General features: G+C 66.7%; 10 protein-coding genes. 4 read left to right on the top strand and 6 right to left on the bottom strand.

The features are described from left to right. Positions 1-8 precede the first annotated feature (8 nt). From lysA to ahpF, 3 genes are all read left to right on the top strand, one after another. A complete protein-coding gene (gene lysA / locus WG898_RS14985) occupies positions 9-1,253 on the top strand; it encodes a diaminopimelate decarboxylase (RefSeq protein WP_339603605.1) in 1,245 nt (414 codons plus the stop codon). A gap of 102 nt (positions 1,254-1,355) precedes the next feature. Continuing rightward, complete coding sequence (gene ahpC, locus WG898_RS14980; protein WP_339603604.1) at positions 1,356-1,922, top strand: alkyl hydroperoxide reductase subunit C; 567 nt, start codon at positions 1,356-1,358, stop codon at positions 1,920-1,922. A 144-nt stretch (positions 1,923-2,066) separates the two neighbouring features. After that, positions 2,067-3,629: an alkyl hydroperoxide reductase subunit F gene (gene ahpF, locus WG898_RS14975; protein ID WP_339603603.1), complete on the top strand. Its 1,563-nt coding sequence runs from the start codon at positions 2,067-2,069 to the stop codon at positions 3,627-3,629. Positions 3,630-3,633: 4 nt separating this feature from the next. Here ahpF and rarD read toward each other — a convergent pair whose 3' ends face one another. From rarD to WG898_RS14960, 3 genes are all read right to left on the bottom strand, one after another. Then, positions 3,634-4,515 carry an EamA family transporter RarD gene (rarD, locus tag WG898_RS14970; RefSeq protein ID WP_339603602.1) on the bottom strand — a complete coding sequence of 294 codons (882 nt, stop codon included), beginning with the start codon at positions 4,513-4,515 and terminating at the stop codon, positions 3,634-3,636. A gap of 87 nt (positions 4,516-4,602) precedes the next feature. Further along, positions 4,603-5,313 (bottom strand): pseudouridine synthase, encoded by a 711-nt coding sequence (locus WG898_RS14965; protein WP_339603601.1) that lies wholly within the window; start codon positions 5,311-5,313, stop codon positions 4,603-4,605. An 8-nt stretch (positions 5,314-5,321) separates the two neighbouring features. Next, positions 5,322-5,720, bottom strand: coding sequence for a YchJ family protein (locus tag WG898_RS14960; protein WP_339603600.1), 399 nt, complete (start codon positions 5,718-5,720; stop codon positions 5,322-5,324). Positions 5,721-5,752: 32 nt separating this feature from the next. On the opposite strand from WG898_RS14960, the gene WG898_RS14955 reads away from it, so the two are divergent. Next, positions 5,753-8,173, top strand: coding sequence for a UvrD-helicase domain-containing protein (locus WG898_RS14955; protein ID WP_339603599.1), 2,421 nt, complete (start codon positions 5,753-5,755; stop codon positions 8,171-8,173). Positions 8,174-8,197: 24 nt separating this feature from the next. On the opposite strand, the gene WG898_RS14950 is transcribed toward WG898_RS14955, so the two are convergent. The 3 genes from WG898_RS14950 to WG898_RS14940 form a co-directional block, all read right to left on the bottom strand. Then, positions 8,198-8,623, bottom strand: coding sequence for a PilZ domain-containing protein (locus WG898_RS14950; RefSeq protein WP_339603598.1), 426 nt, complete (start codon positions 8,621-8,623; stop codon positions 8,198-8,200). Between the two features lie 630 nt (positions 8,624-9,253). Beyond that, positions 9,254-9,622, bottom strand: a complete 369-nt coding sequence (locus tag WG898_RS14945) for a hypothetical protein (RefSeq protein ID WP_339603597.1) — start codon at positions 9,620-9,622, stop codon at positions 9,254-9,256. Then, entirely contained in the window at positions 9,622-11,556 is a 1,935-nt protein-coding gene (locus WG898_RS14940) for a M30 family zinc metallopeptidase (protein ID WP_339603596.1), read from the bottom strand. Before WG898_RS14940 ends, WG898_RS14945 begins: the two co-directional genes overlap by 1 nt. Positions 11,557-11,757 lie beyond the last annotated feature (201 nt).

Below are 11,757 nucleotides of genomic sequence, written 5' to 3'. Positions count from 1 at the left end.
ATGCCGCCATGCCTCAACAAGAACCGAACCCCTCAATCCCGCTGCGCTCGCTGGCGCAGCGCTTCGGCACCCCGCTGTGGGTCTACGACGCCGCCGTAATACGCGCGCGCATCGCCGCGCTGCAGGCCTTCGACACGGTGCGCTTTGCCCAGAAGGCCTGCTCCAACACCCATATCCTGCGCCTGATGCGCGAGCAGGGCGTGAAGGTCGATGCGGTCTCGCGCGGCGAGATTCTGCGGGCGCTGGCGGCCGGCTATGAGGCGGGTGGCGACGAGATTGTCTTCACCGCCGACCTGCTGGATCGCGAGACCCTGGCCACCGTAGTCGAGCATCGCATCCCGGTGAATGCCGGCTCGATCGACATGCTGCGCCAGCTCGCGGCCGTTTCCAAGGGCCACAAGGTCTGGCTGCGCATCAACCCCGGTTTCGGCCATGGCCACAGCAACAAGACCAATACCGGCGGCGAGCACAGCAAGCATGGCATCTGGCACAGCGAGCTCGCCGAGGCGCTGGCCGTCGTCAAGTCCCATGGCCTGCAACTGCTGGGCCTGCACATGCACATCGGCTCGGGCGTGGACTATGCTCATCTGAGCCAGGTCTGCGGCGCCATGGTGGGCCTGGTACGCGAGGTCAAGGCGGCCGGCATGGACCTGCAGGCGATCTCGGCCGGCGGCGGCCTCTCCATCCCCTACCGCGAGGGCGAAGCCAGCATAGACACCGCGCATTACTTCGGCCTCTGGGATGCCGCCCGCAAGGAGGCCGAGGCGCTGCTGGGCCACCGGCTGCAGCTGGAGATCGAGCCGGGCCGCTTCCTGGTAGCCGAGTCCGGCCTGCTGCTGGCCGAGGTGCGTGCCACCAAGAATGCCGGCAGCAACCATTTCGTGCTGGTCGACGCCGGCTTCAACGAGTTGATGCGCCCGGCCATGTATGGCGCCTTCCATGCGATGAGCCTCTTGCCGCAGGACGGTAGCCAACGCCCCAGCCGCCCCACCGTGGTGGCCGGGCCGCTGTGCGAATCGGGCGATGTGTTCACCCAGGAGGACGGCGGCGTGGTGGTGCCGCGCGAGCTGATGGCGGCCGAGGTCGGCGACCTCTTGGTGATCCACGACACCGGCGCCTACGGCGCCTCGATGTCCAGCAACTACAACAGCCGTCCCCTGATTGCCGAGGTGCTGGTCGATGGCAAGGCCGAGCCGCGCCTGATCCGCCGCCGCCAGACGGTCGAGGAGCTGCTGGCGCTGGAGGAAGGCTGATAGGGAATTCCAATAAGGGTGATTTGATTAACCAAAACTAACGGCACGCTTGTGTCGATATAGTTCGGTCATTCCATCAACCACCCTAGCAAGGAAGCCCCGATGTCCTCTTTGATCAACACCCAAGTCCAGCCCTTCAAGACCGAAGCTTTTCACAACGGCAAGTTCATCACCGTCACCGAAGAGTCGCTGAAGGGTAAGTGGTCCGTGCTGATCTTCATGCCGGCCGCTTTTACCTTCAACTGCCCGACCGAAGTTGAAGACGCGGCCGACCATTACGCCGAATTCCAGAAGGCCGAGACCGAGGTCTACATCGTCACCACCGACACGCATTTCGCGCACAAGGTCTGGCACGAAACCTCGCCGGCCGTCAGCAAGGCCAAGTTCCCCCTGGTCGGCGACCCGACCCACCAGCTGACCAATGCCTTCGGCGTGCACATCCCCGAAGAAGGCCTGGCCCTGCGCGGCACCTTCGTGATCAACCCGGAAGGCGTGATCAAGACGGCCGAGATCCACTCCAATGAGATCGCCCGCGACGTCAAGGAAACCCTGCGCAAGCTCAAGGCGGCCCAGTACACCGCCAAGAACCCTGGCCAGGTCTGCCCGGCCAAGTGGAACGAAGGCGCCAAGACCATCGCCCCCTCGCTGGATCTGGTTGGAAAAATCTAAGCAATGAGCCAGCTTGCTGCAAGCCCGGGAGGGTTTGCAGCATCCCCCAGAGAGCCGCGCAAGCGACTCTGAGAGCGTCTGTTCCGACGGGTGCTCTCAGAGTGGCTGACCACGCCACGCCTGAACCGCAAAGGAAGCAGCACCATGTTGGACGACACCCTCAAATCCCAGCTCAAGAGCTATCTCGAGCGCGTCACCCAGCCCTTCGAGATCGAAGCCGCGCTGGACGACAGCGACAGCGCTCGGGAACTGCTGGCGCTGCTGCAGGACATCGCCGCGATGTCCGACAAGATCACCCTCAAGACCGACGGCCAGGATGCGCGCAAGCCGTCCTTCAGCCTGCGTCGCAATGGCAGCGAGCAAAGCCTGCCAAACCTTCGATTTGCCGCCATCCCGCTGGGCCATGAGTTCACCTCGCTGGTGCTGGCCCTGCTGTGGACCGGCGGCCATCCGCCCAAGGTTGAGCAGGAGGTGATCGAGCGGATCTTGGGCCTGGACGGCGAGTTCAGCTTCGAGGTCTATATGTCCCTCAGCTGCCATAACTGCCCGGATGTGGTGCAGGCCTTGAGCCTGATGTCCGTGCTCAACCCCAGGGTCAAGACCGTCGTCATCGACGGCGCGCTGTTCCAGGACGAGGTCAATGCCCGCGAGGTCATGGCCGTGCCCAGCGTCTACCTGAACGGCCAGCCCTTTGGCTCGGGTCGCATGACGGTGGAAGAAATCGTCGCCAAGCTCGACACCGGCGCCGCGGACAAGGACGCCGCCAAGCTCTCGGCCAAGGCGCCTTTCGATGTGCTGGTGGTGGGTGGCGGCCCCGCCGGCGCTGCCGCGGCGGTGTACGCGGCCCGCAAGGGCATACGCACGGGCATCGCGGCCGAGCGCTTCGGCGGCCAGGTCAACGACACCCTGGCGATCGAGAACTACATCTCGGTGCTGGAGACCGACGGCCCCAAGTTCGCGATGAGCCTGGAGGCCCATGTGAAGACCTATGGCGTCGAGGTGATGAATCTGCAGCGTGGCGAGGCCTTGGTCCCGGCCGCCGAGCCGGGTGGCCTGATCGAGCTGCGCCTGGCCAATGGCGGCACGCTCAGGAGCAAGACCGTGATCCTCTCCACCGGCGCGCGCTGGCGCAATGTGAACGTGCCCGGCGAGCAGGAATACAAGAACAAGGGCGTGGCCTACTGCCCGCATTGCGACGGCCCGCTCTTCAAGGGCAAACGCGTGGCGGTGATAGGCGGCGGCAACTCCGGCGTGGAGGCGGCCATAGACCTGGCCGGCATCGTGGCCCATGTGACCCTGATCGAGTTCGGCGAGGCCCTGCGTGCCGATGCGGTGCTGGTCAGCAAGCTCAAGAGCCTGCCCAACGTCAGCATCCACACCCAGGCCCAGACCACCGAGCTGAGCGGCGATGGCCACAAGCTGAACGGCCTGAGCTATACCGACCGTGCCACGGGCGAGTCACGCCACATCGAGTTGGAGGGCGTGTTCGTGCAGATCGGCCTGGTGCCCAATTCCGAATGGCTGCGCGGTGTGGTCGAGCTCTCCAAGCAGGGCGAGATCATCGTCGATGCCAGGGGCCAGACCTCGGTGCCGGGCGTGTTTGCCGCCGGCGACGCCACCACCGTGCCCTTCAAGCAGATCATCATCGCGGCTGGCGATGGCGCGAAGGCGGCGCTGGGCGCCTTTGACCATCTGATGCGCAACTGATGGATCAGCGGGCGCGGCCGTTCAGCCAACCCTCCAGGCTGTAGACCAGCAGGGCCGCCCAGATCAGCCCAAAGCCCACCACCCGGGCCGCGGCAAAGGGCTCGTGGTACAGCCACACGCCCAGCATGAACTGGATGCTGGGCGAGATGTATTGCAAGAGGCCCAGCGTCGTCATCGGGATGCGGCGCGCGCCAGCGGCGAACAGCAGCAGGGGCAGGGCGGTGAGCGGGCCGGCGAACAGCAGCCATGTGATCAGGCCGGCGTCGCCCTGCGCCAGCGCGCTGCTGCCCTGGCTGGTCCACCAAGCCAGCGCCGCCGCGGCCACCGGCGTCAGCAGCATGGTCTCTAAGGCCAGGCCTTCCAGCGCGCCCAGGCTGGCCACCTTGCGCAGCAGGCCGTAGGCGCCGAAGCTGGCCGCCAGCACCAGCGCCACCCAGGGCAGGCGGCCGGTCTGCAGGGTCAGCCACAGCACGCCGGCCGCCGCCAGGGCCACCGCCAGCCATTGCAGGCGGCGCGGCCGCTCGTGCAGGAACACATAGCCCAGCGCCACATTCACCAGCGGGTTGATGAAGTAACCCAGGCTGGCGTCCAGCACATGGTCGTGCTGCACCGCCCACACATAGGTGAGCCAGTTGGCCGAGAGCAGCAGGGCCGAGAGCGCAAACGCGCCCAGCACCTTGGGCTGGCGCAGCAGCGGGCCCAGCCAGGCCCAGCGTTTCAGCGCTGCCAGCACGAGCAGCATGAAGACCATGCACCAGACCGTGCGGTGCGCCACCACCTCCAGCGAGGGCACGCCGGCCAGTTGCTTGAAGTAGAGCGGGAACAGGCCCCAGGCCGCGTAGGCCAGGGCGGCGTAGATGACGCCTTTGGAAGAATCGCGATGCATCGCCCGCATTGTCCCCATGGCGGGTGGGGCGTGCTGGCCAAAGGTCAATGGCCAATGACCATTCTCGGCGGCGCGCCCACGCGCGCTCTATGTCTGACCGTCGGCCTGCAGTTCCAGCAGCGCCCATTCGGGCCCCAGCGGCGCCTCGATGCGCAGCGGCCGGCCGGTCAGCGGGTGCGCGATCTCCAGCGCCATGGCGTGCAGCCACAGGCGCTGCAGGCCCAGGTGGGCCGCCACGGCACGGTTCAGCGGCCCCTTGCCATGGGTGGCGTCGCCGATGATGGGATGGGCGATGTGCTTGAAGTGGCGGCGTATCTGGTGGCGCCGGCCCGTCAGCGGGCTTGCCTCCAGCAGCGCCAGGCGGCTGCTGGCGTGGCGCGGGTCGGTCTGCACGGGCCATTCCAGGCGGCGCAGGCAGCGCCAATCGGTGCGCGCCTCCAGCAAGACCTGACCCTGCGAGGGCAGCTCGGGGTCCTTGGCCAGCGCGTGCGTGATGCTGCCGGCGTTCTCGGCGGGCCAGCCGCGCACCAAGGCCTGGTAGCGCTTCTTCGCCAGCCCCTGCTCGAAGGCCTGGCCCAGCAGGCTGGCGCTGTCGGCGTCCAGCGCGAACAGCAGCACGCCCGAGGTGCCCTTGTCGAGCCGGTGCAGCGGCCAGACATGGCGGCCGAGCTGGTCGCGCAGCAGCTGCAGCGCAAATACCTCCTCGCGCGCGTCCAGGGCGCTGCGATGCACCAGCAGGCCGGCGGGCTTGTTGATGGCGACCAGCTGTTCGTCGGCGTAGAGGATGGGCAGTAGCATCACCATCGTCAGCCGAGATCGCCGTCGAGGTAGTACCAGGCGCCCTGCTCGCGCACGAAGCGGCTGGTTTCATGCAGGCGCTGGGCGCGGCCGCCGAGCTTGCTGCGCGCCACGAACTCCACCGTGGCGTGGTCGGCGTCCTGCTGCCGGTGGCGCCGCACTTCCAGCCCCAGCCATTTCAGGCCTTGCTCATTGGGCTGCAGGCTGGCCGGGCGGGTGCTGGCATGCCAGCTGGCGAGCAGGTAGTCGCGCAGCTCCAGCACATAGGCGCTGTAACGCGAGCGCATCAGGGCCTCGGCGCTGGGCGCGCTGAGCTCGCCGCTTTGCGCAAAACGCAGGTGGATGGCGCCGCAGCAGCCAGCGTAGGGCTTGGCGCTGCCGCAGGGGCAAGAATCGTCGTTCTTCATGGCCGCATGATGCCAGTCTCTAAAATGCCGCAATGAGTCAGCCCCCCTTCGAAGATGATCCCGCGTTCACGCCGCCCAGCACAGGCCTGCTGAAGAACCTCAACCCCGAGCAATACGCCGCCGTCACCCTGGGCCAGGAGCCTGCGCTGATACTGGCCGGCGCCGGTTCGGGCAAGACCCGGGTGCTGACCACGCGCATCGCCTGGCTGATGAGCCAGGGCCTGGTAGCGCCGGGTGGGGTGATGGCCGTGACCTTCACCAACAAGGCCGCCAAGGAGATGGTGACGCGCCTGACCGCCATGCTGCCGGTGAATGTGCGCGGCATGTGGATAGGCACCTTCCACGGTTTGTGCAACCGTTTTCTGCGCGCGCATTGGAAGCTGGCGGGCCTGCCGCAGGGCTTCCAGATCTTGGACGCGAGCGACACGGTCTCGGCCATCAAGCGTGTCATCAGGGCCATGAAGCTGGACGAAGAGCGCTTCGTGCCCAAGCAGGTGAGCTGGTTCATTGCCGGTGCCAAGGAGGACGGCCTGCGCCCCAAGGACATCGAGCAGCGCGACGAGCAAGCGCGCACCATGGTGACGATCTACCAGGCCTACCAGGACCAATGCGAGCGCGAGGGCGTGGTGGACTTCGCCGAGCTGATGCTGCGCACCTACGAGCTGCTGCGCGACCACGCCGAGCTGCGCGCGCATTACCAGCAGCGCTTCAAATACATCCTGGTGGACGAGTTCCAGGACACCAACAAGCTGCAATACGCCTGGCTGAAGATGTTCGCGCCGCCAGGCGCGGGCCAGGGCGTGTTCGCGGTGGGCGACGACGACCAGAGCATCTATGCCTTCCGCGGCGCGCGCGTCGGCAATATGGCCGATTTCGAGCGCGAGTACCGCGTCAAGAAGGTGGTCAAGCTGGAGCAGAACTACCGCAGCTTCGGCAACATCCTGGACGCCGCCAACGAGCTCATCAGCCGCAACAGCCACCGCCTGGGCAAGAACCTGCGCACCGAGGCCGGCCCCGGCGAGCCGGTGCGGGTGAACGAATCGGCCAGCGATTTCGCCGAGGCGCAATGGCTGCTGGAGGAGGCCCAGGCCCTGCATCGCCAGGGCATGCCGCGCCAGGAGATCGCGATTCTCTACCGCAGCAATGCGCAGTCGCGCGTGCTGGAGTCGGCGCTCTTCAATGCCGGCGTGCCCTACCGCGTCTACGGCGGCCTGCGCTTCTTCGAGCGTGCCGAGGTCAAGCATGCGCTGGCCTATCTGCGCCTGATCGAGAACGCCAACGATGACACCAGCTTCCTGCGCGTGGTGAACTTCCCGGCGCGCGGCATCGGCGCGCGCACCATCGAACTGCTGCAGGACGCCGCGCGTGTGAGCGGCCGCAGCCTTTACCAGAGCGTGGGTGCGGTGGCGGGTAAGGGTGGCAGCAATCTGGCCGGCTTCGTGAACCTGGTCGAGTCCATGCGCAATCTCACGCAAGGCCTGACCCTGCGCGAGATCATCTCGCAGATGTTAGAGAGCTCGGGCCTGGCCGAGTTCTACCGCAACGACAAGGACGGCGCCGAGCGCCTGGAGAACCTGGACGAGCTGATCAACGCCGCCGAGGCCTTTGTGACCCAGGAGGGCTTTGGCAAGGATGCCGTTGCCTTGCCTGTTGATGAGCTTGCGCCGGGTGCGATCGCCGAGGGCTTGCCCAATGCGGTGGCATCAGCCGCGGCGGTGACGCCGGATGCCGAGACTGGCGAGATCATGTCGCCCTTGGCGGCCTTCCTGACCCATGCCTCGCTGGAGGCCGGCGACAACCAGGCCCAGGCCGGCCAGGACGCGATCCAGCTGATGACCGTGCATTCGGCCAAAGGCCTGGAGTTCGACGCGGTCTTCATCACCGGCCTGGAAGAGGGCCTGTTCCCGCATGAGAACGCGCTGGCCGATGGCGACGGCCTGGAGGAAGAGCGCCGCCTGATGTATGTGGCGATCACGCGCGCGCGCCAGCGCTTGTACCTGAGCTTCAGCCAGACCCGCATGCTGCACGGGCAGACGCGCTACAACGTGAAGAGCCGCTTCCTGGAGGAGCTGCCCGAGGCCTCATTGAAGTGGCTGACGCCGCGCAACCAGGGCTTCGGCTCGGGCTTTGCGCGCGAGTACCAGAGCGCCTGGGAGCGCGGCTCCGGCCTCAAGTCCATGGTGGGCGCGGGCCGTGTCGAGACATCAACGGCAGCCAGGGCGCCCTATGTGCCGCCGGTGCCGCAGACCATGAAGCAGGCGGCGGCGCAGAAGGTCGGCAAGGAGTACGGCGGCCTGCGCGTCGGAAAGGGCGTGTTCCACAACAAATTCGGCGAGGGCGTGCTGGTGACGCTGGAAGGTAGCGGCCAGGACGCGCGCGCCCAAGTCAACTTCGGCCGCCACGGCATGAAGTGGCTGGCGCTGGCGGTGGCGAAGCTGACGCCGATTGATTGACGCTCTCGGTGAGCGCCGCGCCGCTCAATGCAAGGCCGGGCCCGTGTATTGCGCCAGCCATTCGTTGGCGGCCTCTTCGTGCGACAGCCGCCGCCCGCTGCTGCGCAGCGTGGCGAATCGGTAGTCCTCGATCTGGCACAGTTGCTCAACCATTTGCGCCAGCAAGCCCAACTCGACATCTTCGACAAAGCTGAGGCCCAGCGCATAGCCTTCGTCGGCGGTGTCCGCCGGACGGCACCAGGCCACGCGGGCCTGCGCCTCCAGCCGCGGCGCCAGATAGTCGATGCTCAGCGCCACCTGCCGCCCAGGCAGCACCGGTTGGGCCACATGCAGGGCAAGCCCGCCTGCGCTGATGTCCCGAGTACGGCAGGCATTGGCGCCCCAGGCCGCATCCTGCTCGATATGAAGCTCCACCGGTACGGCGACCGGATGCCGAAGAAATTGCCGCATAGACGACCCCGCTCGCGCCGCACTGGCGCCGGTCGCGGCAGGATACGCCTGCCTGGGTCTAGCCGCCAAGCGGGGAACTCGGGGTCACGGCGTAAGCTTCCCCTGAAAACAGACAGCGCATAACTGGAGAATGCGGCCTCAAGAGAGAAGACGAGGCCGGCGCAAGCCGTCAGTTGGGCCAGCAGCAGCAGCACCAGCAGGGTGGCCATGCCGGCGCCGCGCAAGTGCATCAGCGCAAGGCCCGGGGTCACGCAAGGCCCGGCGGGCCCGGGGTCAGGCGGGCCCGGAGGCGGGCCCGGGGTCAGGCCTTTAATCTGAACCCCTACCCACCTGATCCGCACTATCGTCCGCAATGAGCCGTCCGCTCCGCGAGCAGGGAATGGAAGTGTTTGACGCCGGCGTGCTTGCCTACCGCCTGATAGGAACGGCCCGGGGTCACGGAACGGCCCGAACGGCCCGGGGTCAGGCCTTTAATCTGAACCCCTACCCACCTGATCCGTACTATCGTCCGCAATGAGCCGTCCGCTCCGCGGGCAGGGAATGGAAGTGTTTGACGCCGGCGTGCTTGCCTACCGCCTGACAAGCAGTCGCTCGAGCCAAGACCTGATTCGGGCTTTGTTCGGGCGCCGTTCAGGGCGAGGGCCGAATCTGCTCCAGCGAGAAGCGCCGCTCGGGTTCCAGTGCGACCACCGTGCCCAGCGCCTCCACCTGGCGCTGCTGCAACTCTTGCAACTGCGCCAGCAACTGCGCTTGCGGGCTCTCGCATCGCCAGATCAGGCCTTCGGCATCGGTGATGGCCCAATAGCTGTCACCGGCGGGGCCCTTGCGGCTCAGCAGGCCGCGCAGCCGCAATAGCGATTTTGACGAGAGGTTCTGGCCCGAGCCGGTGCTTGCCGCCGAGTGCGCGGCCAAAGGCTCGGTCTGGCCGGCGCAGGCCGTCAGCTGGGCCAGCAGCAGCAGCACCAGCAGGGCGGCCATGCCAGCGCCGCGCAAATGCATCAGCGCACCACCACGGTCAGCGTCGTAGCGGGCGGGACCTGCACGCCGCGGCGCACATAGCGGCTGGCGCCCAGGGCCACGGTGTCGGCTTGGTAGCTATGGCTGGTCATGCCGAAATTGCTCAGCTGCCCCAGCACCTCGCTCCTGCGCTTGGCGCCCAGCGCGGCGGTGTCCACGGCATTGAGCAGGTAGTCGCCGGCCTGGACCTTGCGGAAACCATAGCCCCAGGGTTGACCGTGCGAGGGCATGCCGCCAAAGACGCTGGCGCCCATGCGTGCGAATTCGTCGGCGAAGCCACCGCCACCGTTTTTGCGAATGATGGCGTCGAGGCAGGCGTAGCTGGACTGGGTCGGCGTGCAGTCGGTGATCAACTGCTGGGCCACGGCCAGGCCGTAGCGTCGGTTCAGGAAGGCTCCGAAGCTGCCACCCAGGTTGTAGTGGTCGTCGTCGAGCTCCGTCCACTTGAGCAGCGATACGCCCGCACCCGAGGCCAGGTAGCTCGGCAAGCGAGTCTGGGTGATCTTGTGATAACCGGGCGTGGCCGTGGTGGCCATGATGTCCTCGCTCATCATGGCCGAGGTTTCCTCCAGCCAGCTGTCGTGATCGAGGCCGCGGCTCACCCAACGCTGGTAGTAGTTGATCAGATGAGTCAGCTCATGCACCAGGGTCGAGACATAGTAGGGCGGGTTCTTGATCAGCCCGGAGCCCTTGATGAAGAAGGCCAGCGCCTCATTGGAATTCGCGAAGTTGCCACCGGCCGCGCGCAGGATATTGTTCCTGGGGCTGAAATAGCCCGCCCAGTCGCTGCTGCTGGGCGTGTTCAGGATCACCATGTTCACGTCCTGCAACTGCTCCGCTGTCTCCTTGATCCAGTACCACCTGCGATCGGCTGCGCTGCCCCAGACGTCGCCCAGCAGGGCGACAGTGCGCGACATGGTGCCGTTGTCGCCGCAGAAGCTGTCTTGCAGCTGCGCCATGGTGCTGTCGCTGAGACCGGTGAGCTGCTCATCGACCCAGAACACCACGCGGCGCCCCTTGGCCACGGTGCAACTGGCATAGGCCCTGGTGCTATAGGGCGTTGGCGCGCTGGCGCTGTCGTGAAGGTCGTTCCAAATGCGCGTCGTGCCGTTCGCAACCGGCAGCGCTGCCGCACTGCGTGCCGATTGAATCAGGCGGCGCTCGCCGCCGGGCGGCTGCTCGGGGAGCCGGCGCATGTCGGAGATGGCTTGCGCATTGGCCGCCAGCGCGCGCGCGTGGGCGCGGTCTTCCAAACGAGCCAGCGATGATCCGCCTGCGGCTGCTTCGGCATGTGCGCTCGCCAACGCGTTGGCGACACCGGCCCGCGGTGGCGTTGCTTGGTCGATGCTGCCGCCGTTGCTGAAGGTGAGCGTGACGTCCTGACCCGGGCGCACGCCCGCGATGTCGATATCGACGCTGGCGCTTTGCGCCGTCGCATTGCTGTAGCGCCATACGCCGATACCGCTGCCGCTGTACCGGCCATTGGCGTCGATGCCGCAGATCGCGCCGCTGCAGTCGGCCAGGAGTTGGCCGTCAGGCCGAGGCACTGCCGCCGGTACGGACTGCACCTGCACGACCACGCTGCCCTTGCTGACCGTCCCCTGGCTGCTTTGCGCGGTGATCGAAGCCGTGTAGCTGCCGGGCTTGCTGAATTGACGCTCCACGGCATTGCCGCTCAGGGTCTGGCCGTCGCTGAATTCCCAGCGATAGCTGACGCCCGACTCGTTGGCGCCGGCATTGAAGGCGACGAAATCGTTCACATAGGCCGAGGCGTCGGAGGCGGAGGCCGCCAACAGAGGATCCGGTGTCTTGACCGGCGCCGGTGCATCGCCACCGCCACCACCACCGCCGCAAGCCGTTACGGCGACAGCCGCCATCATTGCCGCAAGCCGCAGCATCTGTTGTTTGCGCTTCAATGCGCCTCCCTGGATCCTCTGGGGATCTGTGTTTTGTTTATTGAGTATCGGCGCCGGGTAGCAAGGGCCTGGACGAAGCCAGCCATGCGACGCCCATCGTGCATGCCGGATGGGGCATGCCCCATCCGGCAGCCTGGGGATTATTGCCGCGCCGGCATGACGTCCAGAGTGAGGGTATTTGCCGGCTTGATCGAGCGCGGG

The sequence above is a fragment of the Paucibacter soli genome (genome assembly GCF_037482845.1).
Classification (GTDB): Bacteria; Pseudomonadota; Gammaproteobacteria; order Burkholderiales; family Burkholderiaceae_C; genus Paucibacter_B; species Paucibacter_B soli.
Note: the sequence above shows the minus strand (reverse complement) of the source record. Positions and strands in the feature narration are given on the sequence as shown.